Below are 24,306 nucleotides of genomic sequence, written 5' to 3' on the forward strand. Positions count from 1 at the left end.
TTCGAGCAAGGTTGCTCGGCACACTCCAGCAAGGGATCTGCAGAAATGGGCAGGTTTATGCAGCGCTAAGAATCTGCTAGTTTGCGCTGCGTTGCAGGCATGCACACACAAGCGAGATTGAGCGGTCAAGCCATCAACGCAGCGTGACCCTAACAGCATCAATTGACGCCCAGTGGGGGATCTGTTGAATCTGAACAGTGAGGCTGGCGGGCTGGCCCGCAACCAAGCACGTAGAACACGCCGCTGCACTGGACAGCCTGCGGCTGCCAGTGAGCTTTCACGTTGGGCTCTTCATGTATTTCAACGCAAGTTTTTGGCACAACCACTTTCGCTCCACTCTATTTGTTGAGTTGGCGAACCTCGTCAAGGTTCTGCATGAAAGTATTCTCCCTCAGCTCTCAAACATCTCGGCTGAGGCTGCGGACATTCAAAATCAAACATGGAGTGGGCTTACTTCTTCGCTCACAAGCGGCGACTATGATCCCTCTGATTTTATGGATGCGGCCTTCAATGCGGGATACAAACACTACTCTCTCATGAGTGGATTAAATCAGGGTGTAGTGAATTTATTCGCTGCATCGCTATTCCATATTCATGAGCAGCATATAATGCTGTTCTATAAGCGCGAATTGCGTGATCCACTACGCGTGCAGAACGACCCCAAAAAACTAAAACCTTTTCATGTCGTGGCGCATCTTGAAAAATTGGGTGTCCACATAAAGAGCCTTCCGTCTTGGGGGCAGCTTAAAGAAATTGAACAGCTAGCAAATGCTATCAAGCACGGAGAGGGTGAAGCCGCTCAAGCTCTTCGAAAAGCGAGGCCAAATTTTTTCATCGATCCGCAATTATCTAGCGACCCAGATATCGGACCATCATTGCACTTGGGCAAACCACTGCTGGGAGAGGGTATATATGTTACAACTACCCATCTACAAGAAATCGAGCGCGTAATTGTTGCGTTTTGGGATGAGCTTTTCGAAGTCCTTAAGCAACATGAACATAAACCCTAATTCCCAATCCATACATAACTTAGTGCCTTCGCTTCCCAGCCTAACTGGTTGGCCAAGCCGATGCTCACAAGCTCCGATTGCGGGTGCTCTCCATGCGTCGCACTTCGGCGCGGCTTACCGCGAGCGCTGGGCTGTTAGCAGCGTTTTTGAGGAATATCGTAATATTAATGGAATGAAGTAATGAATTTCACAGCATTGATTTTTCTAATGGCGTTATTATGCCTAATTATTCTGCTTTGGGGAATGGTAAGGCCGACCAAAACATTTCTTGGTGTTGGGACTACGAGATCAAAAGTTATTAAGGTTTATGGCCTAAGCTTCTTTGTGTTATTTATTGCATTTATTGTTTCTATTCCGGATGCGTCAAGTGGCGCAATAAAAAATACGAAGAAATCGGCTGAGATTTCCACGGAAGCTAAGGCGGAAAATATCGCTGATATTTTTAATGCGAATGAAAAACCGCCCGTCCAAAAATCTGAAGAAGAAAGCACATCAGCCGAAACAAGAATGACGGGGCCTCAGAATAATGCTGCTAGATCTGCGAGGCAGTACCTCAGTATGCAGGGTTTCTCGCGGGAGGGACTTATTCGTCAGCTTTCATCTGAGGCTGGAGATGGCTATAAAGTTTCTGATGCTACTGTAGCAGTGGATAGCTTGAACATCGACTGGAATCGAGAGGCTATGAGATCAGCAAAGCAATATTTAGATATGCAAGGTTTTTCATGTAAAGGCCTCATTCGGCAGCTTTCATCTGGCGCTGGAGAAAATTTTACCGTGAGTCAAGCTATGTACGGAGCGCGCGAGGCAGGTGCTTGTCAGTAAATAATTGGAGCTTAGTTTGCGTTTAGTATAACCAGAGACTCATTTAAGGTTGCGGTCGCTAGTTGAAAATTAGCGTTCTAGTTCTCAACTTATCGTGCTTATTTTGCTGCGAACCCATAAATAAATTTATAAAACATTCCTTTTGTTCGGTGAGTGTATTGTCTATGCCGAGCCAAATATTAAAGCTGACAACTGACGGTACTGCTTGGGTTTAGCTTTGGATTATCAATATTGGAGATTTAAATGATATTTAAGTGCGCTGCAAGTTTTTTATTTTTCGGCGTTTTGTTTCTTCTTGGCTGTTCGTTGGAAAAGACAATTAGTGCTGCATCAGTGTGCGATAAAATCGTCGCTGCTGGTATTGGAAAGAACTGCACCCGCGATAAACCAATGGCGCTTGGAGCGAGGGCTAGAAATAAGTATAATTTTGACTTGACGGGAGTGCCTGGAAAAGGGGGTGCTGTATTTGATTTTTCGACTCAGGAAGATTATAATGCTACTGTCAATGCATTTGCAGAGGTTGCATTTTTGGCTGGGCCGCATCGTTACGGAAATTCTAAAACTAAAATATTCGTGCAAATGAATTCGGGCGCATCGTTGAACGATGGAGATTTAGTTAAAAATATAGTTGAGAAATGATTTGCCATAAAAAATATGGCTTGGCCCATTTTCAAGCGGGCGCCTGAGGCACCGTTTAAATTTAACTACAAGAGCATCCCTGAAAGTCAACGCGGAAGCATTCCCTAATGAATCACGCAGCGACTCAGCTTAATGTGAGCCAGTCACCACCAGCGACTTAGCAACATCGACAGGAATAAGGTGCGGACTGCAAAAATAGAACCGGTACAGGACCGTGACCCCACCCAAGCCCACCAGAAGACTGCGGGACTATTTCTTCCACTATTCCTGGGACGAGCTGCAGGTCGTTCTGTACCTGCGCAACACCATGGTGTTGTTCTATCTCGGTTGGGGTGCGCTGGGGTGGGTGCTCAGGCCGCTCGGGTCGGCCGAGCAGTCTGCGCTGCTGTTGGGCATGTTGGCGGCGTATCCGGGGTATCGGCTGGGCAAGCGGGTTCAGGCCCGCGCTGATCCGTCTGCGCTGGATTCGGCCGAGCTGATGGTTTGGCAGATTGGCAATGTGGCCAAGGCTTTTTCTGGGGCAGCTGGCTTGTTGTTGTTGCGTTGGCTTGCGTTCGGAGGCCGGCCGCTGGTTTGACCTTTCCTGAGGCGCGTTCACGGAAGCGCCGTGTGTGCAGGCAAAGAAAAAGGGCTGCCCGTGGGCAGCCCTTTGGCTTGATGCGGTTTGGGGGGCGAATCAGCCCTTGTCGTTCCCGATGCGCGCCAGGGCCGATCCGGCTTCGCCCAGGCTGAGCAGGCCGCTGCGGCTGTAGACGCCCAGCTTCTCGCGGGTGTCGCTGATGTCCAGGTTGCGCATGGTCAGTTGGCCGATGCGGTCGGCCGGGGTGAAGGGGGCGTTCTCCACCTTTTCCATGCTCAGGCGCTCGGGGGCGTAGGTGAGGTTGGGGCTTTCGGTGTCGAGGATGCTGTAGTCGTTGCCGCGGCGCAGTTCCAGGGTGACGGTGCCGGTGACGGCGCGGGCCACCCAGCGCTGGGCGGTTTCACGCAGCATGAGGGCTTGCGGGTCGAACCAGCGGCCCTGGTAGAGCAGGCGACCGAGCTTGCGACCGTTTTCGCGGTATTGCTCGATGGTGTCTTCGTTATGGATGCCGGTGACGAGGCGTTCGTAGGCGATGAAGAGCAGGGCCAGGCCGGGGGCTTCGTAGATGCCGCGGCTCTTGGCTTCGATGATGCGGTTTTCGATCTGGTCGCTCATGCCCAGGCCGTGGCGGCCGCCGATGCGGTTGGCTTCCAGCAGCAGTTCGACGGCGTCGGGGTATTCCACGCCGTTCAGGGCGACGGGGCGGCCTTCTTCAAAGCGCACGCTGACGGTTTCGCGCTTGACCTCGACCTCGTCCTTCCAGAAGGCCACGCCCATGATCGGGTTGACGATGGTGATGCCGGCGTTGAGGAACTCCAGGTCCTTGGCCTCGTGGGTGGCGCCCAGCAGGTTGCTGTCGGTGGAGTAGGCCTTCTCGGCGCTCATCTTGTAGCCGAAGCCGGCCTTCGTCATGAAGGCGCTCATTTCGGCGCGGCCGCCCAGCTCGTCGATGAAGCTCTGGTCCAGCCAGGGCTTGTAGATCTTGAGCGCGGGGTTGGTCAGCAGGCCGTAGCGGTAGAAGCGCTCGATGTCGTTGCCCTTGAAGGTGCTGCCGTCGCCCCAGATGTTGACGTCGTCTTCCTTCATGGCGGCCACGAGCATGGTGCCGGTGACGGCGCGGCCGATGGGCGTGGTGTTGAAGTAGGTGATGCCGGCGGTGCTGATGTGGAAGGCGCCGGCCTGCAGGGCGGCGAGGCCTTCGTTGACCAGTTGCGGGCGGCAGTCGATCAGGCGGGCCTGCTCGGCGCCGTAGAGGCGGGCTTTGCGGGGGATCTCGTCGTAGTCCGGCTCGTCGGGCTGGCCGAGGTTGGCGGTGTAGGCATAGGGCTGGGCGCCCTTGAGCTTCATCCAGTGGAGCGCGGCGCTGGTGTCCAGGCCGCCGGAGAAGGCGATGCCGACCTTCTGGCCGACGGGGAGGGACTGCAGGATGGAGGGCATGGCGGGCAGGCGGGGCAGGGAAGGAGCAGGCCGGCGGGCGGCGCGAAGCCGGGGATTGTCGCCGCAGCCGGGGTGGGCGACGGCGGGCGCGCCACGCGGGGGCCGGGCGGGCTCAGGCGGCGGCGTCCAGCGGCGGCAGGCCGTGGCGGGCGCGGGCCTTTTCGCAGCCGTGGCTGCCGGGTTCCAGCTCGCGGCAGGGGCCGGGCCGCCATTCGTAGATGCCGCAGTGCGCGGCGCGGCCGACCTGGCCGACGAGGGCGGCGCAGCGGATCGGCACATGGTCGGTGCCGCGCATGCGGGCGGTGTTGCCATTGACTTCCACGGCCAGGCCGGCGGGCACGCTGCCGCCGTGCTCGTCGAGTTCATAGACGGAGAAGTCGACGTGGTAGCAGGCGCAGCAGGCGCCGCAGGCCAGGCAGGGGTGGGCGGAGGGATCCGGGGCGGAGGTGGACATCGCAGGGCAGGGCAGGGCGTGGGGCGGGCCTCTAAACTGCCGACGCTTCGCCGGCGTGGGCCGGTGAACGTGACCGCGCCGCCCCTTCACGCATGTCTTCCGATTCTCTCGCCCCCGTGCCTGCGCCCCTGTCGGGCGATGCCTTCGACGGGCCCGACCGGGCAGCCGGCGGCCTGGGCTGGCAGCGTGTGGCGGCGGGGCAGGCGCTGCCGCCGGGCTGGTCCCTGTTGGCCGAGCGGCTGATCGAAGGGCAGGAGGCCCGTGATCGGGCCGAGCCGGCCCGCCTGGGTGGGGGCGGGGCCTGTGTCGAGCGCTGGCTGCACGCCGGCCCGGTGCAGCGTGCGCAGCTGGGCTGCTGGACGACCGCCCGCTGCGCCGATGGCTGGCTGGCCACGGCCACGCTCGACGAGGCCGCCGAGCCGGGCGGCCTGCAGGCGGCCACCGAGCGCCTCTATCGCGAGCTGTTCGGGCTGCTGGATGCCGAGGCCGCGGCGGGCCGGGTCTGGCACCTGCTGAAGATCTGGAACTACCTGGCCGACATCAACGGCAGCGACCCGGCCGACGGCCAGGACGGCCTGGAGCGCTACCGCCAGTTCAATGTCGGCCGCCGCCTGGCCTACGCCCAGGCGCGCCGCAGCGCCAGCGACCGGGTGCCGGCCGCCTGCGCGCTGGGCACCCACCACGGCCCGCTGACCGTGCATGTGCTGGCCGGGCCGCAGCCGCCGGTGCCGGTGGAGAACCCGCGCCAGACCCGCGCCTACCACTACCCCAGCGACTACGGACCGCGCAGCCCGATCTTTGCGCGTGCGGCCCTGGCCGAACTGGGCGGCGGCCGCGAGGGCCTGCTGATTTCGGGCACCGCGGCCATCGTTGGCCACGCCAGCCTGCATGCCGGCCGGGCCGACAAGCAGGCCGCGACCCTGCTGGACAACCTGGAATCGGTCTGGCTGGCCGCGCAGATCGATGCCCGCGCCCCGCACCGCTGGGCCGATCTGGCCCTGACCCTCTACCTGCGCGACCCGGCCGACCAGCCGGCCGTGGCCGAGGCCCTGGCCCGCCGCTTCCCGGCCGACAGCCCGGCGCTGCGCGGCGCCCTCTACCTGCACGCCGACATCTGCCGCGCCGAACTGCTGGTGGAGGTGGAGGCGCAGCAGATCACGCGGGGGGCTTGAGCGCCTGCGCCCGCCGCCGCTGCGGTGCGGCGTCTCACAGGTCGAAGACCGAACCGACCTTGAGCTTGGAGATCGAGGACCAGTGGATCTGGTAGCTCTTGCTGCCCTGGTGGCTGCCGACGCCGACGATGGTGACCAGGGTCTCCAGGCCCTTGTTGGCCTCCTCGTAGGTGCAGAAGAGGGTGCATGAGCTGACCCCCGCCTTGCCCGAGGAGGCATGCCGCACGCCGGAGCCGGCGGCGGAGGCGTCCTTGGTGCTGTCCTCGCCCGCAACCACGTCGTTCAGCGCCTGCGAGGCGTTGCCCTTGCACTTGTCCGGCAGTACCGACTTGATCTTGCTTTCCAGCGCACTGCTGCTGCCGACCTTGGACTTGCCGAAGTAGTAGCTGCGGATCTCTTCCTGCTTGCTCTCGGCCTCGGCGCTCTTGGCGTAGGCCGACACCTCCTTGACCAGGTTGGTGAAGGCAGGGGTGGAGCGGGGCAGCTTGGCCACGCCGGCCTTGAGCTTCTCGATGCGGCCTTCGAGAGCCTTGCGTTCTTTCTCCAGCCGGTCGAGGGCGTCGACGAAGTACTCGACCTTGCGCTTGGCCTTGGTTTCGAGCAGCTTGAGCGCCTTGTCGGCGTGCTTCAGCACGGCCTGCAGGGACTCGATGTGCTGGCTGGTGATGACATCGCTGGCGTCGGCCATGGAATCTCCCGGAGGATGGACACGGAAGTGTTTCCGATGGGATCGGCCCGACCCATCGGGGTCAACGCGCAGCGACGCTTGGGACCGGAGCCGCCGGCAAGCGGCGGGGCCCTCAGCGGAAATCGACGCAGTGCAGCCCGAAACGCCCTTCGCGGCGGTCGGCGAAGTAGCGCTCCAGCGTGGTCCGCACGGTGCGGAAGGCCAGGTCGTCCCAGGGGATCTCGGCCTCGGTGAAGAGGCGGGCCTCCAGGGTTTCGGGCCCGGGGGCGAAATCCACGTCGCGCAGCGCGGCGCGGTAGTACAGGTGAATCTGGCCGACGGCCACCACGTTCATCACGCTGAACAGGCCCTGCAGCTCGACGCGGGCCCCGGCCTCTTCGTCGGTCTCGCGCAGCGCGCCCTCGGCGCTGGTCTCGCCGAGTTCGAGGAAGCCGGCGGGCAGCGTCCAGAAGCCGTGGCGCGGCTCGATGGCACGCCGGCAGAGCAGCACCTGGTCCCCCCAGGTCGGCACGGTGCCGACGACGTTGATCGGGTTCTCGTAGTGGATGGTCCCGCAGGCGGGGCAGACCGCGCGTTCGCGGTTGTCGTCGGCCGGCACGCTGTAGTCGACGGCATGACCGCAGGCGCGGCAATGGCGGATGCGGCGGGAGTCAATCAACATGCGAGGCAGTGTAGCGGTGGGGCTGGAACCGACCGGGCCTGGGCGGGACTCGGCGATGATGCCCCCATGACGGCCCCGAACCTCCATGAGCTGACGCCTGCCGACCTGCTGGAGCCCGGCCCTGGCTTCGGCCCGGCGCGTGCCGTGATGAGCACCCGCCGCGGGGGGATCAGCCAGGGCCCCTGGCAGGGCCTGAACCTCGGCAGTGCCGTGGGCGATGCCCCGGCCGATGTGGCCGAGAACCGCCGTCGCTTCCTCGATTGGCTGGGCCGGCACGGGGCCTGGCTGCCCGGGTCGGGGGCGTCCGACGCCTTGCTGGCGGGCGAGGCCTGCGGTGGCCTGTGGATGCGGCAGGTCCATGGTGCTCGCGTGCTGCGCTGGGGACGCGACGCCACAGGCCAGCCCCGGGCCCTGGGTTTCTGGGCGCCCGAGGCGGCGCCGGCCGGCCATATGCCCGGGCTGGCGTGGCAGGTGATCGACACGCCTGCGGACGGTACCCGCTGGCTGCCCGAGGCCGACGCCTGCCTGAGCACCGAGCCCGGCCTGCCGTGCATCGTGCAGGTTGCGGATTGCCTGCCGCTGCTGCTGGCCGCGCCGGATCGGCCGGCCGTGGCTGCGGTCCATGCGGGCTGGCGGGGGTTGGCAGGAGGGGTGATCGAGGCGGCGGTGGCGGCCCTGCAGGTGGCGTCGGGGGTTCTGCCCTCGGACCTCCAGGCCTGGATCGGCGCCTGCATCGGACCGCAGGCTTTCGAAGTGGGCGCCGAGGTGCTGCCGGCCTTCGGGGCCACGCCTTCGCAGCCCGGACCGGGCTTTCGCCCCAGCCCGCGCCCGGCGGCCGATGGCCGGCCGCGCTGGCTGGGGGATCTGCCGGCGCTCGCCCGGCTGCGCCTTCAGGCGCTGGGGCTGCGCCAGGTGCAGACCGCGGGCGTCTGCACGCACGAAGACGCTGTGCGCTGCTTCTCCTTCCGCCGGGACGGGGTCACGGGGCGGATGGCGGCGGCGGTTTGGTGGCCGCGGCAGCCGGATCATCCGTCTTAGACCCTGGGCCCGAGGAGGCCTCGGCGGCTTCCGCCGCACGTCGGGCGGCTCGCCGCTGGGGCGTGCCGAGCAGGTAGAGCACCAGGGCCAGCGGCCCGACGCCGTACAGCAGGAAGGTCATCAGGCCGCCCAGCACGCTGCCTTGGGCGTGGGTGGCCTCGGCAACGGCCATCATCAGGGCCACATAGATCCAGGCGATGGCAACCAGGTACATCGTGGCAAGGAGGCAAGACGGTGTGCGGGCGAACCCGCAGTGTCGCCGCGACGACGGCCGACAGCATTGCGCAAGCCGCAAGCCCCAGCATGCCTCAGGATTCGCGGCTGGAGCCCGGGCCGCCGGTGCACCTGCGCAGCGCGCCGCTGCACCGAAATGTCATCGATGGCACTGAACATGCATTCCGTGCACGGCCTCTGGCTGAAACCGGGGAATACTCCGCATCCAACCGGCCAGTGCGCCCACGACCCAGGAGACTCATGGACAAGTTCAACACCGGCCTGCCCGAACTGCCGGGCTTTGGCGCTGCAAACAAGGCGCTGACCGAGGGCTGGCAGCGCGCGCTGTCGGGCCTGTCCGGCATGGCGCTCGCCCCCGAGGCCGTGCTGGCGGCTCAGAAGCAGTACCTGCTCGACGCCACCGAGCTGTGGAACCGGCTGGCGGCAGGTCCCGACGCGAAGATCGAGCCGCCGAAAGCCGACCGCCGTTTCGCCGGCGAGGCCTGGGCCGAAAACCCCGCGGCCGCCCTGAGCGCGCAGCTCTATGCGCTGAACGCCCGCACGATGCTTTCGCTGGCCGATGCCGTCCAGGGCGACGAAAAGACGCGTGAGCGGGTGCGTTTCGCAGTGCAGCAATTCATCGACGCCACTGCGCCATCGAATGTCCTGGCTTTGAACCCCGAGGCCCTGCGCAAGGCCGTGGATACCCAGGGGCAGAGCCTGGCCGCCGGCGTGCAGCACCTGCTCCACGATCTGAGGCAGGGCCACCTTTCGCAGACCGACGAATCGGTCTTCGAGGTCGGTCGCAACCTGGCGACCACGCCAGGCACGGTGGTCTTCGAGAACGCGGTCTGCCAGCTGATCGAGTACGCGCCGACGACCGAGAAGGTCCGCAAGACGCCGCTGCTCATCGTTCCGCCCTGCATCAACAAGTACTACATCCTCGACCTGCAGCCGGAGAACTCCTTCGTGCGCCACGCGGTGGCGGCGGGCCACCGGGTCTTCCTGGTCAGCTGGGTCAATGCGGACGAGTCGCTCGCCGAGACGACCTGGGACGACTACGTCGAGCAGGGTGTGATCGGTTCCATCGAGGCCGTGCGCTCGATCAGCAAGCAGTCGCAGATCAACACCCTGGGCTTCTGCGTCGGCGGCACGCTGCTGACGACGGGTCTGGCGGTCTATGCGGCGCGGGGAGAGAAGCCCTGCAAGAGCATGACGCTGCTGACCAGCTTCCTCGATTTCAGCGACACTGGCATCCTCGACCTCTTCGTCGACGAGCAGGCCGTGGCCCTGCGCGAGATGACCATCGGCAAGCGGGGCCTGCTCAAGGGTCGCGAACTGGCCGCGACCTTCAGTTTCCTGCGGCCCAACGAGCTGGTCTGGAACTATGTCGTCGGCAACTACCTGAAGGGCGAGACGCCGCCGGCCTTCGACCTGCTGTACTGGAACTCCGACAGCACGAACCTGCCGGGGCCGATGTACTGCTGGTACCTGCGCAACACCTACCTCGAGAACAACCTCAAGAAGCCGGGCAAGGCGGTGGTCTGCGGCGAGCGGGTCGATCTGGGCAAGCTGGACATGCCGGTCTTCCTCTACGCCTCGCGCGAGGACCACATCGTGCCCTGGGAGAGCGCCTACGAGAGCGTGAACCTGCTCCCGGGGCCCAAGACCTTCGTGCTCGGCGCGTCCGGCCACATCGCCGGGGTGGTCAACCCGCCGGCCAAGAAGAAGCGCAGTCACTGGACGAACGCGCACCTCGTGCCGTCCGCCCAGGACTGGTTGGCCGAGGCAACCGAGGAGCCCGGCAGCTGGTGGCCCGGCTGGCTGGACTGGCTCGATGCGCAGGCGGGTGCACTCGTTGCGGCACCGGCCCAGGCGGGCAACAGCCGCTATCCCGCCCTGGAGCCCGCGCCCGGCCGCTACGCCCGGGTCCGCCATCCCAACTGAGCCGCATGTTGCAAGTCTGCCCCGTCGGGGTTGCCGCCGAGGGACGGCGGCCGGACCCCGCAGGACACTCGTCGGCACGCCAACCGGGTCCGGCTCTTGCCTTGCCCGGGTCCCGCGTGTCTGCTGCGACCCGTCGCAGCCCGGCAGGGCCCGGACCGACACCGCCCCTTTGACGATCACGTCCCTTTCTGATCGACCTACGACCAAGACTCTGGAGGAGCCTGAACCATGACTGACATCGTGATCGTTGCCGCCGCCCGCACCGCCGTGGGCAAGTTCGGCGGCTCGCTGGCCAAGACGCCGGCCCCCGAACTGGGCGCCGCCGTCATCAAGTCCCTGCTGCAGCGCACCGGCGTGTCGGGTGAGCAGATCAGCGAAGTCATCCTCGGCCAGGTGCTGACCGCCGGCAGCGGCCAGAACCCGGCCCGCCAGGCCGTCATCAAGGCCGGTCTGCCCGAAGGCGTGCCCGCCTTCACCATCAACAAGGTCTGCGGTTCGGGCCTGAAGGCGGTGATGCTGGCGGTCCAGGCCATCCGCGACGGCGATGCCGAGATCGTCATTGCCGGTGGCCAGGAGAACATGTCGGCCTCGCCGCATGTGCTGCCGGGCTCGCGCGACGGCCAGCGCATGGGCGACTGGAAGGTCGTGGACACCATGATCAATGATGGTCTGTGGGATGCCTACAACCACTACCACATGGGCATCACGGCCGAGAACATCGCCAAGCAATACGGCATCAGCCGCGAGACCCAGGACGCCCTGGCCCTGGCCAGCCAGCAGAAGGCAGCCGCCGCGCAGGAAGCCGGCCGCTTCAAGGATGAGATCGTCCCCGTGCTGATTCCCCAGCGGAAGGGCGATCCGCTGGTCTTCGACCAGGACGAGTTCATCAACAAGAAGACCAGCGCCGACGTGCTGGCCGGCCTGCGCCCCGCCTTCGACAAGGCCGGTTCGGTCACCGCGGGCAATGCCTCGGGCATCAACGACGGCGCCGCCGCGGTGATGGTGATGAGCGCGGCCAAGGCGGCTGCGCTGGGCCTCAAGCCGATGGCCCGCATCGCGTCCTACGCCTCCTCGGGCCTGGACCCGAAGATCATGGGCATGGGTCCGGTGCCCGCCAGCCGCAAGGCCCTGGAGCGCGCGGGCTGGAAGGCTTCGGAACTGGATTTGCTGGAGATCAACGAGGCCTTCGCCGCCCAAGCCTGTGCCGTGCACCAGGAAATGGGCTGGGACACCAGCAAGGTCAACGTCAATGGCGGCGCGATCGCCATCGGCCACCCGATCGGCGCGTCCGGCTGCCGCGTGCTGGTCACCCTGCTGCACGAGATGCAGAAGCGCGATGCCAAGAAGGGCATCGCCTCGCTGTGCATCGGTGGCGGCATGGGCGTGGCCCTGACCGTCGAGCGCTGAGTCCGCACACCTTTCCCGCTCCCGCCTGGGTTCCCGACCGCCTTGCCGCGGCGGTCGGTGCTCGGGCTTCGTTTCAGAACCCATAGCCAGGAGACATCGCGATGAGCAATAACAACGGCAAGGTGGCCTACGTCACCGGCGGCATGGGCGGTATCGGTACCGCCATCTGCCAGCGCCTGCACAAGGAGGGCTTCAAGGTCATCGCAGGTTGCGGACCGAGCCGCGACTACAACAAGTGGCTGGGCGAGCAGGCCGCTCTGGGCTACACCTTCTACGCCTCGGCCGGCAATGTGGCCGATTGGGATTCGACCGTCGAAGCCTTCAACAAGGTCAAGGCCGAGCATGGTTCCGTCGATGTGCTGGTGAACAACGCCGGCATCACCCGCGACGGCATGTTCCGCAAGATGAGCAAGGCCGACTGGGACGCCGTGATGTCGACCAACCTCGACAGCATGTTCAACGTGACCAAGCAGGTCATCGACGGCATGCTCGACAAGGGCTGGGGCCGCATCATCAACATCAGCTCGGTCAACGGCGAGAAGGGCCAGTTCGGGCAGACCAACTACTCGGCGGCCAAGGCCGGCATGCACGGCTTCACCATGGCCCTGGCCCAGGAAGTGGCGAGCAAGGGGGTGACGGTCAACACCGTGAGCCCGGGCTACATCGCCACCGACATGGTCACGGCCATTCGCCAGGATGTGCTCGACAAGATCATCTCCGGCATCCCGGTGCGTCGCCTGGGCAAGCCGGAAGAAATCGCCTCGGTCATTGCCTGGTTGGCCGGCGAGGACGGTGGTTTCACCACCGGCGCCGACTTCTCCTGCAACGGCGGCCTGCACATGGGCTGAGGCCTCAGGGCCTGTTCAGCAAAAAGCCCGCGGCGGATGCCGCGGGCTTTTTTCATGGGGGGCGCAGCCGGACGGCCTCAATCGCAGCGAGGCAGGCTGCCGATGGCTTCCACCGCGACCATGCCTTCAAGCGCCGCGCAGACCTGGCCGATGGTGCCGCCGATCACGGCCCGGCGCGGGTCGCAGGGGTCGGTACTGATTCTCACCGTGCGGCTGGCCCCCGCCCGCGGAGCGGCATGGCGTTCGCTGCGGAAGGGCGTCAGCGGCCGGCGCAAGCTGGTGGCCCGCGGCAGTGCGGGCAGGGTGGGCGTCAGGGGCAGGAGGGGTCCAGGCGTCATCACGGTCTTCCTCAGCTCAGCACGGTGTTGCGGATCAGGCCGACGGCCAGGCCCTCGATCGCGAAGTCGCCGGAGGCCGGCCCGACGCGAATCGGCTGGAAATCGGGGTTCTCGGGCAGCAGTTCGATGCCGCCGGCCACGCGCCGGAAGCGCTTGACCGTGACTTCGTCCGCCAGCCGGGCGACGACGATCTGGCCGTCGCGGGCTTCGTGGGCGCGTTGCACGGCGAGGAGGTCGCCGTCGAGGATGCCGACGTCTCGCATGCTCTGGCCGCGAACCTTGAGCAGGTAGTCGGGCCGGCGGGCGAAGAGGGCGGGGTCGACACCGAGGATCTGCTCGATGTGCTCCTGCGCGAGGATGGGATGACCGGCTGCGACCCGGCCGACCAGCGGAAGGCGTAGCGCGCTGTAGCGGGTCGCGATGACATCGTCGGGCGTGCTGCTGCGGCCGGCGTGGATCGCGCGCAATGTGTCAGACTGAAGCCGGATGCCGCGCGAGGTGCCGCCGAGCAGGGTGATCACCCCCTTGCGGGCCAGGGCCTGGAGATGTTCTTCCGCGGCATTGGCCGAACGGAAACCGAGTTCGGCTGCGATCTCGGCCCGGGTGGGGGGCGCGCCGGTGGTCTCGATGGCGCGGCGGATCAGTGCCAGCACCTGCTGCTGCCGGTTCGTGAGCTTGGGGGAGTCGTCCATTGGCGCGGTCCTCGGTCGGCAGCACCCGGGGCCATGGCACCCGGCATGTGGTTTTCGATCCCTGTCTTTTCATCCAGTGGCTGTAGTTTCAACCAGTTCGATGGACTTGCCAAGCCCCGCTCCTACACGGCCCCCCGCAGATGCACGGGTCGTCGTGCTTGGCACGGGCGGCACCATCGCCGGCCTGGCCGACCGGCCGGACCAGCCCCTGGTCTACCGCGCGGCCCAGCAGGGGGTGGATGTGCTGCTGGCGGCGCTGCCCGAATTGCAGGGCCTGGCCATCGAGCACGAGCAGGTGGCGCAGCTCGACAGCAAGGACATGGGGGCCGTGGTCTGGCAGCCTTTGCTGGCACGTTGCGCCGCCCAGCTGGCGCGGCCCGAAGTCAGCGGCCTGGTGCTGACCCACGGCACCGACACGCTGGAGGAGAGCGCCTGGCTGCTGCACCGCGTGCTGGCGCCGCGCAAGCCGCTGTTGCTGACGGCTGCGATGCGGCCGGCCAGCGCGCGGGGCGCCGACGGTCCCGTGAACCTGCTGGATGCCTTGCGGCTGGCCGCCGATCCGGCCGCGCCGCCGGGCGTGGCCCTGGTCTTTGGCGGCGAGTTGCTGGCCCCGCGGGGCCTGCGCAAGCTGCATCCGCAGCGTCTCTCGGCCTTCGCGCCCGGCCCGCAGGGCCGCCTGGGCGAGCTGTACGGGGGGCGCCTGCGCCGCCCCGTGCCGCCGCCCGGGCCGGTGCCGGTCGACGAACCGCCGCTGGGTCTGGATCCCGCGGGCCTGCCGCCCGCGCCCTGGCCGCGAGTCGAGGTGCTGGCCAGCCATGCCGATGCCGATGGCGCGCTGGTCGATGTCCTCTGCGCCCACCGTCCGGCCGATGGCCGGCCGCTGGCGGGCCTGATCGTCGCCGGCACCGGCAACGGCACCCTGCATCGGGGCCTGGCCGCCGCGCTGGCGCGGGCCCGCGCCCAGGGCTGCGTGGTCTGGCGCACGAGCCGGCTGCCGGAGGGCGAGGTGATCGATCCGGAGGCGGTCGATGCCGGCGGCCAGCCGCTGGCCGATCTGGCCCGGCCGATGGCGCCCGACGCGCCGCTGCCCTGCATCGCGCTTTCGCCCTGGCAGGCGCGGGTCGAGCTGGTGCTGCGCCTGCTGGCGCAGCCGGGCGGCCGGCGGCCCGGCTGAGCCAGGCCGGCCTCAGGCTGCCGCGGCCTCGGCCCCATCCTCCACCGCGGGCAGCGCGCCCGGGCCGGGCGGCCAGGGCAAGGTGATGCGCCGCTCGCGGGCGGGCGCGCCGGCCTCGGCCGCGTGGCTGCGCTCGATCCACAGCAGGCGGCTGCCGGCCGCGCGCCGCTCCAGCAGCAGCACGGAGGAGCTGAGCGTGCCGTAGCGCCCGTCCGGCGTGCGGATGAAGCAGGGCGAGAGCCAGCGTTCCCACGCCGGCGACACGCCGGTCGCCGGCAGTTCGGCAGGATCGGCGGGACGGGGGTCCGCCAGGGCGGCGAAAAGCTGCCGGGCCAGGCGGTCGGCCGGCCCATCGTCGGGGCGATCCTCAGCCGTCCGCTGGGGGGTGGCCGCCAGGGCCTGGCCGATCGCGGCCTTGAGCTTGCGCAGCTTGGGCCAGGGGGTGTCGAGCGCGGCATTCGATACGCCGTGCAGGCCTGGCCCCAGGGCTTGCAGGCCGGGCGCGAAGGCGCCGTGGCCGGCCTGCAGCGCATGCCAGCGGCCGGCCCCATGGCCGGTGGGATCGAGTTCCCCCAGCAGCAGGTTGTGGCCGTTGTGCGCCGCCGGTGGATGGGCGGCGGCCCAGGCTTCGGCCTTGGCGGGGTGGTCCAGCCAGCCCAGCGGCAACTCGCCGCGGCTGCGGGCCTCGGGCCGCTGCGAGGCCGGTGCGCGGACATTGGTCAACAGGGCCAGGCGGCCCTGCGGCGAGAGCAGCATCCAGCCGCCGCCGGCCTGAAGGTCGCGGCCGCCGAGCACCGGCACCGCGCCCGGCGGGCGATCGGCCCACCAGTGCAGGGCCTGGGTCGGGCGGCTGCGGAACTCGTCGCGGTTGGCGGCGATGACCAGGGGGAAACGCGGGTGCGCGTCCAGCGCCAGGCCGATCAGGCACATGGCGGCAGGGCGCGGAAGGCCTCCAGGTGCCGGCCGCCCACACCCGCTGCCGCACAGTGCGCGGCCATCCTCGCCTCGATGGCCGCCGCCAGGGCTTCCTCCACCCCGGCGCCGGGCCGGCGGTAGATCTCCATCCAGGTGCGTTGTCCTGCCGCGGGGTCCACGCGTTCGAGCAGCCGGGCTTCCAGCCCTGGATGGGCGGCACAGAGCGCTGCCTGCTCGGCCAGCAGTGCAAGCCGCAGGCCGGTGGCGGCGGCGTCCGGCACGCGGTAATAGAGGTAGTGCTCGACGCCCGGCGGGGCCGCGGGGCTCATTCGGCCTCGGCCGGCAGGGGGTAGGGCAGGGGCTGCAGGTGCAGCGCCGGGCCGTCGGCGGCACCCAGGTGCAGGCCCGGGCTGTCCAGGGCGGCGAGCTTCAGCTCGACCAGCGCGCTCCAGCCGGCGCCATCGGGCCGCGGTGCGGCCGCAGCCACCACGCCTGCCGGCTGGCCGGGGTCGTCCGCTGCGTAGACCTCGGCGCCCACCGCCAGGGAGACCTCGGCGTCGACGCGCTGGCCACGCCGCTTGAGCGTGCCGCGGTACTGGCTGCGGGCCACGACTTCCTGGCCCGGGTAGCAGCCCTTGCGGAAATCCACGCCGCCGACCCGCTCGTAGTTCAGCATCTGCGGCACGAAGGCCTCCACCGTCGCGGCCTGCACCGGCACCACGCCGCTGGCGACTTCCAGCCAGTCCCAGGTGTCGGCAGCCAGGGCCGGATGGGCGGCCAGCCAGGCCTCGGCCCGCTCGGCCGGGCCGATCCACAGCGCGCGCGGGCAGTCGGCCGCCAGGGGCGCCGAGCGCGCCGAGGGCAGGCGCAGCAGGCGGGCACGGTCCTCGTCGACGGCGGCGCTGGCCCAGGCGCGGGCGGGTTGGTCGGCTGCGGCCGTCTCCGTCAGGCCGGCGTCGGCCAGCGCCCGGGCGGCTGAGGGCCCGGCGAGGCCGAGCACGGCCAGTTCGCCGCTGCCCTCGCGCAGCTTGGCCTTGGCGCGCAGCACGAACATGGAAAGGCGCTTGAGCGTGGCCGGCAGCAGGGCGGCTTCCAGCACCAGCCAGAGGGTCTCGGGACCCGGGCGGCAGACGAGCAGGCTGGCCAGCATCCGGCCCTTGGCCGAGCAGTAGGCCGCCAGCCGGGCCTCGCGGGCGCCGAGCCGCGCCACGTCGTTGCTGAGCTGGCCATGCAGGAAGCTCGCGGCGTCGGCGCCCTCGGCGACGATCACCGCCGTGCGGGGCAGGCGCAACACGCCGTCAGGCTGGACGGCAGCAGCAGGGGCTTGCAGGTTCATGCCCTGATTATCATGAGCCGATGATCCCGACCCGGCCGCTGCGGCCCTTCCTGCGCCGCAGTCCTCCGGCGGCCACCTGGGGCCGGCTGCGGCGCACGGGCCTGATCCTGCTGCTGCTGGGGGTGATGTTGCCGGCCCTGCTCGCCGCGCTGGCCGTGCAGGCCTGGCAGCACGGGGCGCTGCCGCTGGCGGCCGAACGCGTCGAGCTGCGCATCGAGCCTGGAAGCAGCCCGCAGCAGGTCGCACGGGCCTGGGCCGAGGCCGGCGTCGAGCTGCCGGCCCGCCTGCTGTACGAGGGCTTCCGCTGGTCGGGCGAGGCCGCTCGCATCCGTGCCGGCAGCTACGCCATCGCGCGCGGCACGACCGGCGCCGAGCTGCTCGGCAAGATGGTGCGGGGCGAGGAGGAACTGGCCACCGTCCGCATCGGCGAAGGCTGGACGGTGCGCCAGATGCGTGCCGCCCTGGCCGCCGCCGAGGCCCTGCGGCCTGACACCGCCGCCCTCGACGAGGCCGCGCTGATGGCCGCGCTCGGCGCGCCCGGCCAGCCGGCCGAGGGCCGCTTCTTCCCCGACACCTACCCCTACAGCCGCGGCAGCGCCGATCTGGACGTGTTGCGCCGCGCCTACCGCGCCATGCAGCAGGCGCTGGCCGAGGCCTGGGCTGCCCGCGCGCCCGACCTGCCCTTGCGCAGTGCCGACGAGGCCCTGATCCTCGCCTCCATCGTCGAGAAGGAGACCGGTCAGCCCGCTGACCGTGGCCGCGTCGCCGGCGTCTTCGTCAACCGCCTGCGCATCGGCATGCGGCTGCAGACCGACCCGACGGTCATCTACGGCCTGGGCCCGGCCTTCGACGGCAACCTGCGCCGCCGCGACCTGGAGACCGACACGCCCTGGAACACCTACACCCGGGCCGGCCTGCCGCCGACGCCGATCGCGCTGCCCGGCCGCGAGGCCCTGCGCGCTGCCGTGCAGCCCGAGGCCACGCCCGCGCTCTACTTCGTCGCCCGCGGGGATGGCAGCAGCGAATTCAGTGCCGACCTCGACGCGCACAATCGCGCCGTCCGGCGCTTCCAGCTCGCGCCGACCGCGTCGCGACCGGCCTCGATTCCCCCCGCCTCTTCTGCCCCCCGCCCATGAGCCAGCCCGCTCCGACCGGACTCTTCCTCAGCTTCGAAGGCATCGATGGTGCCGGCAAGTCCAGCCACATCGCCGGCATCGCCGAGCGCTTCCGCGCAGCGGGCCGCGAGGTGGTGAGCACGCGTGAACCGGGCGGCACGCCGCTGGCCGAGTCGCTGCGCGAGCTGGTGCTGCACCAGGCCATGGACCCGCTGACCGAGGCCCTGCTCGTCTTCGCCGCGCGCCGCGACCACCTGCAGCAGTGCATCGAGCCGGCGCTGGCGCGTGGCGCCGTCGTGCTCTCGGACCGGTACACCGATGCCACCTTCGCCTACCAGGGTGGCGGCCGGGGCTTCGACCTGGCGCTGCTGCGCACGCTGGAAAGCTGGGTCCAGGCCCGTGTCGACGCACCCGGCCAGCTGCGCCAGCCCGATCTGACGTTCTGGTTCGACCTGGCGCCGTCGATCGCCGCCGAGCGCCTGGCCGGCGCCCGTGCGCCCGATCGTTTCGAGGCCCTGGACCAGGCCTTCTTCACCCGGGTGCGCGACGGCTATGCCGCGCGTGCGGCGGCCGAGCCGCAGCGCTTCGCCCGCATCGAGGCCGATGCGCCGCGCGAGGCCGTCGCCGCCCAGATCGCCCGCGTGCTCGAAGCGCGCGGCCTCTGAGCCCGGCCCGCCCCGGCATGGCCACGGCATCGCGGTCCACCGCCCGCGCCGCACGCCCGGCGGCCGGACGGCCCGAGGCTGCAGCGGCCCCGGCCGGCGCGGCGCTTGGCCTGCCCGGCGGGCAGCTGCCGGCCTGGCTCGACGCGGCCTTCGCCCAGGCCCAGGGCCTGGGCGAACCGCCGGCCCTGCTGATCCACGGCCCGGCCGGCGTCGGCAGCTACGAGCTGGCGGTGGCCCTGGCCGCCGCCGCGCTGTGCGAGACCGCGCCCGGCCCCGCCCGGCCCGCCGGCCGCGCCTGCGGCCACTGCCCCGGCTGCCAGACCCTGCGCGCCGGCACCCATCCGGACCTGCTGCTGCTGCTGCCCGAGGCCTTGCAGGGCGAGCTGGGCTGGGGCAGCGGCGAGGAGGCCGAGGCCGCTCCGTCCGCCGAGGAGGGGGGCGGCAAGTCCAGCCGCAAGCCCAGCCGCGAGATCCGCGTCGAGGCCCTGCGCCGTGCGGTCGCTTTCGCGCAGCAGACCAGCTCCCGCGGCGGGGCCAAGATCGTGCTGGTGCATCCGGCCGAACGCATGAATGCGGTGGCGGCCAACACCCTGCTGAAGACGCTGGAGGAGCCGCCGCCGCGCTTTCGCTTCCTGCTCAGCAGCGCGGCGCCGCAGCGCCTGCTGCCCACGGTGCGCAGCCGCTGTCGCAGCCTGCGCCTGGGCCTGCCGCCCGCCGAGCAGGCCCAGGCCTGGCTGGAAGGCCAGGGCCAGTCGCCCGAGGCCGCCGGCCTGCTGCTGGCCGCCGCCGGCGGCGCGCCCTTCGAGGCCCTGGCCCGCGCCGGGCAGGGCCTGGATGCCGCCCTCTGGCGCGAGCTGCCGGCCGAGGTGCGCGCCGGCCGCAGTGCGCGACTGGCCGAGCTGCCGCTGCCGCTGCTGATCGACGCCCTGGCCAAGCTCTGCCACGATCGCATGCGCAGGGTGCTGGGCGCCGCCCCGCGCTTCTTCCCGGCCGACAGCCTGGGGCCGGCCGGTGGCTCGCCCCAGGCCCTGCGGGTGCTGAGCGACTGGGCCCGCAGCCTGCGCCGCGAGGCCCGCCAGGCCGAGCACCCCTGGCATGCCGCGCTGGCGCTGGAGGCCTTGCTCGCGGAAGCCCGGCAGGCCCTGGCCGACGCGGCGGCGGCACCCCCCCTAAACTCGCGGCCATGAGCGGCGAGCCCCTCCAGCCCCCGGCACCCGAGCGCGAAGCGCCGAGCACCCTGCTGTCCGGCCTGGCCCCGCTGCCCGAGGCCCTGACCCTGCACGGCACGCTGCAGCCCGGTGCCATCCAGCTGGTCTTCCGCGACAAGCCAGCGCTTTACGCGGCCTACCTGCCCTTCCTCAGCGAGGGCGGCATCTTCGTGCCGACCACCCGGCCGCTGCGGCTGGGTGACATGCTCACGCTGCTGCTGACCCTTCCCGACGAGCTTCAGCCCCGCCGCCTCTGCGGGCCCGTGGCCTGGATCACGCCCCCGCGGGCGCCGGGCGGCCGCACCCAGGGGGTGGGCATCGCCTTCCCGGCCGACGACCCGGGGCGTGCGCTGCGCATCCGCATCGAGGAGATCCTCGGCACCCTGCTGGCCTCGTCCAAGCCGACCCAGACGCTCTGATTCCCGGGCTGCCCGCGGCGGCTCCGCACGATGTACATCGATTCCCACTGCCATCTGAATTTCCCCGGCCTGCGCGAGCGCCTGCCCGAGGTGCTGGAGGCCATGCGTGCCGCCCGGGTCGAGCAGGCCATCTGCATCTGCACGACGCTGGAAGAGGCTGACGCGGTGCAGGCCCTGGCCGCGCAGCATCCGCAGCTGTTTGCGACCGTCGGCGTGCACCCGGACAACGAGGGAGTGCGCGAGCCCGACCTCGACACCCTGCTGGCGCTGGCTGCGCGGCCGAAGATCGTTGCCATCGGTGAGACCGGCCTGGACTATTACCGCCTCGACGGCCGCAGCGTGGCCGACATGGCCTGGCAGCGCGAGCGCTTCCGCGTGCACCTGCGCGCCGCGCGCGCCACCGGCCTGCCGGTGGTCGTGCACACCCGCAGCGCGTCCGAGGACACGCTGGCCCTGTTGCGCGAGGAAGCCGCCGCCCCCGGCGCCCACCCGCTGCGCGGCGTCTTCCACTGCTTCACCGAAAGCCAGGCCGTGGCCGAGGCCGCGCTTGACCTGGGCTTCCACATCAGCTTCTCCGGCATCCTGACCTTCAAGAACGCCCGGGAACTGCGCGAGGTGGCGGCCGCGCTGCCGCTGGAGCGTCTGCTGATCGAGACCGACAGCCCCTATCTCGCGCCCGTGCCCTACCGCGGCAAGACCAATGAGCCGGCCTATGTGCCGCATGTGGCCGCACAGATCGCCCAGCTCAAGGGCCTGTCGGTCGAGGCCGTGGCCGAGGCGAGCCGGGCCAACACCCGCGCGCTCTTCGGCCTGCCCGAGGCGGTGCCGGCCTGAGTCTGGCGGGCGGGCGGCCTCAGCCGCCTGCGGCGCCTGCGTCCGCCCCGGCGCCCGTGGCCAGCGCGTCCAGTTCCTCGGCGCTGAAGCCGGCTGCGCCGCGCGCCTCGAAGTTGAAGGGCCCGCGCAGCCGCGGGGCCTTGTAGCGTGCGACCAGGGTCGGGTAGGTGCTCACCGGGTCCAGGCCCTGCAGCGCGCAAAGGTGGCGGTACCAGCGGTTGCCGACGGCGACGTGGCCGATCTCGTCGCGCAGGATCACGTCCAGGATGGCCACGGCGCCGGCGTCCCCCGCCCGGGCCAGCTTGGCCTGCAGCGGCGGGGTCGCGTCCAGGCCACGGGCCTCCAGCGTGCGGGGGACCAGGGCCATCCGGGCCAGCGGGTCGTGGGCGGTGGCGGCGGTCATGCGCCAAAGGCCGTCATGCGCATCGAAGTCGCCATAGGCCGTACCCAGCGCAGCCAGGTGCTCGACCAGCAGGCTGAAGTGCAGGGCCTCCTCGCCGGCCACCCGCAGCCAGTCGCGGTAGAAGGCGGGCGGCAGCCCCGGGAAGCGCCAGGCGGCGTCGAGGGCCAGGTTGATGGCATTGAATTCGATGTGCGCGATGGCATGCAGCAGCGCCGCGCGGCCGGCCGGCGTGCTCAGGGCGCGCTGCGGCACGTCCTTGGGCGGCACCAGGCGGGGCCGCTCGGGCTGGCCCGGGCGCTCGGCGGGTGCGAGCAGCCGCGCCTGCGTGTCGAGCGGCTGCCGGCCGGCTGCGGCGGCCTCGGCGAGTGCGCGGGCAAGGGCCGCCTTGCGGGTCGGATCGGGCTCGGCCCAGGCGTGGCGGGCTGCTTCGCGCAGTTCGACAGGAGGCGGGGCGGGCAGGGCCCCGGCGGAGGCATCCGACGGCATGGGCTGGGACGGCAGGCAGGACGGGCTTGGGGACGCCGGGGCCGCCGGGGCAGGACGGCTCTCTAGAATCCGGGCTTTGCGCGGCGTCAGGCCGCGTGCGGAGATTGTGCGGCGATGGCCTTGTACCGATTCGAGGGGCGGGAGCCCCAGGTTCACCCCGAGGCCTATGTGGCCGAGCGCGCCGAGCTGATCGGTGCGGTCACCGTCGGCGCAGGGGGCAGCGTCTGGTCGGGCGTGGTGGCGCGCGGCGACAACGAGCCCATCGCCATCGGCACGGGCAGCAATGTGCAGGAAGGCGCGGTGCTGCACACCGACGTCGGCCATCCCCTGGTGATCGAGGAGGGCGTGACCATCGGCCACCAGGCCATGCTGCACGGCTGCCGCATCGGCGCCGGGGCGCTGGTCGGCATCCAGGCGGTGGTGCTGAACGGGGCGGTGATCGGCCCGCGCTGCCTGGTCGGCGCCGGTGCGCTGGTCACCGAAGGCAAGGTCTTCGAGGCGGGACAGCTCATCCTGGGCTCGCCCGCCAAGGCCGTGCGGCCCCTGAGCGAGGCCGAGCAGGCCGGGCTGGCACGCTCGGCGGCCTCCTACGTGGACCGCGGCCGCCGCTTCCGCGAGGGGCTGCAGCGCATCGACGCCCCGGCCGCCGGCGACGATGGCTTCAAACCCGCCTGAGCCATGAGCGAACTGCACAAATTCATCTTCGAGGGCCTGCCGGTGCGCGGCATGCTCGTCCGCCTGACCGAAGGCTGGCAGGCGCTTCAGGCCCGGCGCGCGGCCGCGGGGGGGTGGCCCGCGCCGCTGACGGGCCTGGTCGGCGAGCTGGCCGCAGCCGGCGTGCTGATGCAGGCCAACCTGAAGTTCAACGGCGCGCTGGTGCTGCAGATCCACGGCGACGGGCCGGTCAAGCTGGCCGTGGTCGAGGTGCAGCCCGAGCTGAAATTCCGTGCCACCGCCACGCTCGAAGGCGAGCTGGCACCCGACGCGGGCCTGCCGGCCATGGTCAATGCGCAAGGCAAGGGCCGCTGCGCCATCACCCTGGACCCGGCCGACCGCCTGCCCGGCCAGCAGCCCTACCAGGGGGTGGTGCCGCTCCACGGCGACCGTGGCGAGCCGCTGCACCGGCTCAGCGAGGTGCTGGAGCACTACATGCTGCAGTCCGAGCAGCTCGACACCAAGCTGATCCTGGCGGCCAACGGCGAGTTGGCGGCCGGCCTGCTGATCCAGCGCCTGCCGGTGGAAGGCGAGGGCAATCTGGAGCGCGCGGCCCGCGAGGACGCGATCGGCCTGAGCGAGGCCTACACCCGAATCGCGCACCTGGCCTCGACGCTGACGCCCGAGGAACTGCTGACCCTGGACGCCGAGACCGTGCTGCGCCGTCTGTTCTGGGAAGAGGACCTGCGGCGCTTCGAGCCCCTGGTCGGCGACCGGGCGCCGCGCTTTGCCTGCCGCTGCTCGCGCGAGCGCGTCGGCGCGATGCTGCGCAGCCTGGGTCGCGAGGAAATGGACGGCCTGATCGCCGAGCGCGGCGAGGCCGAGGTGGGCTGCGAGTTCTGCGGTGCCCAGTACCGCTTCGACGCGGTCGACGTGGGCGAGCTCTTCGTGCCGCAACGCGACCAGCCACCGGTCAGCGGTCGGCCTCAATGAACCTCAATGGTGCAAAAACGGCCTTGACAGCCGTTTTGCCTCGGGTTTACCAGCATCGAAACAGGGCTCGACTGCACAAAGTCGAAATGCTCGCGTCAGGGGCCAGTGCTACATTGATTTTCGTGATTTGAGGGTCCTTCCCGTCCCCTTGCGTGTTT

Annotated in this window: 28 protein-coding genes; 17 read left to right on the forward strand and 11 right to left on the reverse strand. The window is 69.1% G+C overall.

What is annotated here, in order from left to right:
- Positions 1–293: 293 nt before the first annotated feature.
- From H4F90_RS03545 to H4F90_RS03560, 4 genes are all read left to right on the forward strand, one after another.
- Positions 294–1,010, forward strand: coding sequence for a hypothetical protein (locus H4F90_RS03545; protein WP_182661524.1), 717 nt, complete (start codon positions 294–296; stop codon positions 1,008–1,010).
- A gap of 180 nt (positions 1,011–1,190) precedes the next feature.
- Positions 1,191–1,832 (forward strand): Ltp family lipoprotein, encoded by a 642-nt coding sequence (locus tag H4F90_RS15480; RefSeq protein ID WP_235971931.1) that lies wholly within the window; start codon positions 1,191–1,193, stop codon positions 1,830–1,832.
- A gap of 243 nt (positions 1,833–2,075) precedes the next feature.
- Positions 2,076–2,471 carry a hypothetical protein gene (locus H4F90_RS03555; protein ID WP_182661526.1) on the forward strand — a complete coding sequence of 132 codons (396 nt, stop codon included), beginning with the start codon at positions 2,076–2,078 and terminating at the stop codon, positions 2,469–2,471.
- Between the two features lie 214 nt (positions 2,472–2,685).
- Positions 2,686–3,048 carry a hypothetical protein gene (locus H4F90_RS03560; protein ID WP_182661528.1) on the forward strand — a complete coding sequence of 121 codons (363 nt, stop codon included), beginning with the start codon at positions 2,686–2,688 and terminating at the stop codon, positions 3,046–3,048.
- A gap of 99 nt (positions 3,049–3,147) precedes the next feature.
- Here H4F90_RS03560 and argG read toward each other — a convergent pair whose 3' ends face one another.
- Together argG and H4F90_RS03570 are read right to left on the reverse strand one after the other, a co-directional pair.
- Entirely contained in the window at positions 3,148–4,488 is a 1,341-nt protein-coding gene (argG, locus tag H4F90_RS03565) for an argininosuccinate synthase (RefSeq protein ID WP_182661530.1), read from the reverse strand.
- A 112-nt stretch (positions 4,489–4,600) separates the two neighbouring features.
- On the reverse strand, positions 4,601–4,942 hold the full coding sequence (locus tag H4F90_RS03570; protein WP_182661532.1) for a YkgJ family cysteine cluster protein: 342 nt from the start codon (positions 4,940–4,942) through the stop codon (positions 4,601–4,603).
- Positions 4,943–5,034: 92 nt separating this feature from the next.
- Here H4F90_RS03570 and H4F90_RS03575 point away from each other — a divergent pair, with 92 nt between their 5' ends.
- The gene (locus tag H4F90_RS03575; RefSeq protein ID WP_182661534.1) at positions 5,035–6,114 is read left to right on the forward strand and encodes a chorismate transformation enzyme, FkbO/Hyg5 family; all 1,080 of its coding nucleotides are present in this window, start codon (positions 5,035–5,037) and stop codon (positions 6,112–6,114) included.
- 34 nt (positions 6,115–6,148) lie between these two features.
- Here the strand turns inward: H4F90_RS03575 and H4F90_RS03580 are convergent, their stop codons facing one another.
- Both H4F90_RS03580 and H4F90_RS03585 read right to left on the reverse strand, forming a co-directional pair.
- Entirely contained in the window at positions 6,149–6,802 is a 654-nt protein-coding gene (locus tag H4F90_RS03580) for a hypothetical protein (RefSeq protein WP_182661536.1), read from the reverse strand.
- A gap of 112 nt (positions 6,803–6,914) precedes the next feature.
- Positions 6,915–7,463, reverse strand: a complete 549-nt coding sequence (locus tag H4F90_RS03585; RefSeq protein ID WP_407926155.1) for an NUDIX hydrolase — start codon at positions 7,461–7,463, stop codon at positions 6,915–6,917.
- Positions 7,464–7,529: 66 nt separating this feature from the next.
- On the opposite strand from H4F90_RS03585, the gene H4F90_RS03590 reads away from it, so the two are divergent.
- Positions 7,530–8,501: a polyphenol oxidase family protein gene (locus tag H4F90_RS03590; RefSeq protein ID WP_182661538.1), complete on the forward strand. Its 972-nt coding sequence runs from the start codon at positions 7,530–7,532 to the stop codon at positions 8,499–8,501.
- Here the strand turns inward: H4F90_RS03590 and H4F90_RS03595 are convergent.
- Complete coding sequence (locus H4F90_RS03595) at positions 8,443–8,715, reverse strand: hypothetical protein (protein WP_182661540.1); 273 nt, start codon at positions 8,713–8,715, stop codon at positions 8,443–8,445. The genes H4F90_RS03590 and H4F90_RS03595 overlap by 59 nt on opposite strands.
- 260 nt (positions 8,716–8,975) lie before the next feature.
- Between H4F90_RS03595 and phaC the strand changes: the two genes are divergently transcribed.
- The 3 genes from phaC (at position 8,976) to phbB (ending at position 12,916) form a co-directional block, all read left to right on the forward strand.
- Positions 8,976–10,661: a class I poly(R)-hydroxyalkanoic acid synthase gene (gene phaC / locus H4F90_RS03600; protein ID WP_182661542.1), complete on the forward strand. Its 1,686-nt coding sequence runs from the start codon at positions 8,976–8,978 to the stop codon at positions 10,659–10,661.
- A 228-nt stretch (positions 10,662–10,889) separates the two neighbouring features.
- Positions 10,890–12,068: an acetyl-CoA C-acetyltransferase gene (locus H4F90_RS03605; RefSeq protein WP_182661544.1), complete on the forward strand. Its 1,179-nt coding sequence runs from the start codon at positions 10,890–10,892 to the stop codon at positions 12,066–12,068.
- A 101-nt stretch (positions 12,069–12,169) separates the two neighbouring features.
- Positions 12,170–12,916: an acetoacetyl-CoA reductase gene (phbB, locus tag H4F90_RS03610; protein WP_182661546.1), complete on the forward strand. Its 747-nt coding sequence runs from the start codon at positions 12,170–12,172 to the stop codon at positions 12,914–12,916.
- Positions 12,917–12,993: 77 nt separating this feature from the next.
- On the opposite strand, the gene H4F90_RS03615 is transcribed toward phbB, so the two are convergent.
- Both H4F90_RS03615 and lexA read right to left on the reverse strand, forming a co-directional pair.
- The gene (locus H4F90_RS03615; protein WP_182661548.1) at positions 12,994–13,254 is read right to left on the reverse strand and encodes a hypothetical protein; all 261 of its coding nucleotides are present in this window, start codon (positions 13,252–13,254) and stop codon (positions 12,994–12,996) included.
- An 11-nt stretch (positions 13,255–13,265) separates the two neighbouring features.
- A complete protein-coding gene (gene lexA, locus H4F90_RS03620; protein WP_182661549.1) occupies positions 13,266–13,946 on the reverse strand; it encodes a transcriptional repressor LexA in 681 nt (226 codons plus the stop codon).
- A gap of 154 nt (positions 13,947–14,100) precedes the next feature.
- Here lexA and H4F90_RS03625 point away from each other — a divergent pair, with 154 nt between their 5' ends.
- Positions 14,101–15,120 carry an asparaginase gene (locus tag H4F90_RS03625; RefSeq protein WP_328700814.1) on the forward strand — a complete coding sequence of 340 codons (1,020 nt, stop codon included), beginning with the start codon at positions 14,101–14,103 and terminating at the stop codon, positions 15,118–15,120.
- A gap of 12 nt (positions 15,121–15,132) precedes the next feature.
- On the opposite strand, the gene H4F90_RS03630 is transcribed toward H4F90_RS03625, so the two are convergent.
- From H4F90_RS03630 to ygfZ, 3 genes are read right to left on the reverse strand one after another with little or no spacing between them, the layout of a single operon-like run.
- A complete protein-coding gene (locus H4F90_RS03630; protein WP_182661553.1) occupies positions 15,133–16,050 on the reverse strand; it encodes an NRDE family protein in 918 nt (305 codons plus the stop codon).
- Positions 16,041–16,364 carry a DUF4936 family protein gene (locus tag H4F90_RS03635; protein ID WP_182661555.1) on the reverse strand — a complete coding sequence of 108 codons (324 nt, stop codon included), beginning with the start codon at positions 16,362–16,364 and terminating at the stop codon, positions 16,041–16,043. The genes H4F90_RS03630 and H4F90_RS03635 overlap by 10 nt, the downstream gene beginning before the upstream one ends.
- Entirely contained in the window at positions 16,361–17,371 is a 1,011-nt protein-coding gene (ygfZ, locus tag H4F90_RS03640; RefSeq protein WP_182661557.1) for a CAF17-like 4Fe-4S cluster assembly/insertion protein YgfZ, read from the reverse strand. Before ygfZ ends, H4F90_RS03635 begins: the two co-directional genes overlap by 4 nt.
- 125 nt (positions 17,372–17,496) lie before the next feature.
- On the opposite strand from ygfZ, the gene mltG reads away from it, so the two are divergent.
- The 5 genes from mltG to H4F90_RS03665 are packed head-to-tail and all read left to right on the forward strand — an operon-like array spanning position 17,497 to position 21,612.
- A complete protein-coding gene (gene mltG / locus H4F90_RS03645; RefSeq protein ID WP_235972029.1) occupies positions 17,497–18,507 on the forward strand; it encodes an endolytic transglycosylase MltG in 1,011 nt (336 codons plus the stop codon).
- Entirely contained in the window at positions 18,504–19,151 is a 648-nt protein-coding gene (gene tmk / locus H4F90_RS03650) for a dTMP kinase (RefSeq protein WP_182661561.1), read from the forward strand. The genes mltG and tmk overlap by 4 nt, the downstream gene beginning before the upstream one ends.
- Before the next feature lie 17 nt (positions 19,152–19,168).
- A complete protein-coding gene (gene holB / locus H4F90_RS03655; protein ID WP_182661563.1) occupies positions 19,169–20,338 on the forward strand; it encodes a DNA polymerase III subunit delta' in 1,170 nt (389 codons plus the stop codon).
- Complete coding sequence (locus H4F90_RS03660) at positions 20,335–20,778, forward strand: PilZ domain-containing protein (RefSeq protein WP_182661565.1); 444 nt, start codon at positions 20,335–20,337, stop codon at positions 20,776–20,778. The genes holB and H4F90_RS03660 overlap by 4 nt, the downstream gene beginning before the upstream one ends.
- A gap of 30 nt (positions 20,779–20,808) precedes the next feature.
- On the forward strand, positions 20,809–21,612 hold the full coding sequence (locus tag H4F90_RS03665) for a TatD family hydrolase (protein ID WP_182661567.1): 804 nt from the start codon (positions 20,809–20,811) through the stop codon (positions 21,610–21,612).
- A 19-nt stretch (positions 21,613–21,631) separates the two neighbouring features.
- On the opposite strand, the gene H4F90_RS03670 is transcribed toward H4F90_RS03665, so the two are convergent.
- A complete protein-coding gene (locus tag H4F90_RS03670; protein ID WP_182661569.1) occupies positions 21,632–22,501 on the reverse strand; it encodes a ferritin-like domain-containing protein in 870 nt (289 codons plus the stop codon).
- Between the two features lie 114 nt (positions 22,502–22,615).
- On the opposite strand from H4F90_RS03670, the gene H4F90_RS03675 reads away from it, so the two are divergent.
- Both H4F90_RS03675 and hslO read left to right on the forward strand, forming a co-directional pair.
- Positions 22,616–23,176 carry a gamma carbonic anhydrase family protein gene (locus tag H4F90_RS03675; protein WP_182661571.1) on the forward strand — a complete coding sequence of 187 codons (561 nt, stop codon included), beginning with the start codon at positions 22,616–22,618 and terminating at the stop codon, positions 23,174–23,176.
- A 3-nt stretch (positions 23,177–23,179) separates the two neighbouring features.
- Complete coding sequence (gene hslO, locus H4F90_RS03680; protein ID WP_182661573.1) at positions 23,180–24,148, forward strand: Hsp33 family molecular chaperone HslO; 969 nt, start codon at positions 23,180–23,182, stop codon at positions 24,146–24,148.
- The last annotated feature ends 158 nt before the right edge of the window (positions 24,149–24,306 follow it).

Origin of the sequence: Aquariibacter albus, assembly GCF_014145335.1 — a bacterium.
Classification (GTDB): domain Bacteria; phylum Pseudomonadota; class Gammaproteobacteria; order Burkholderiales; family Burkholderiaceae_C; genus Aquariibacter; species Aquariibacter albus.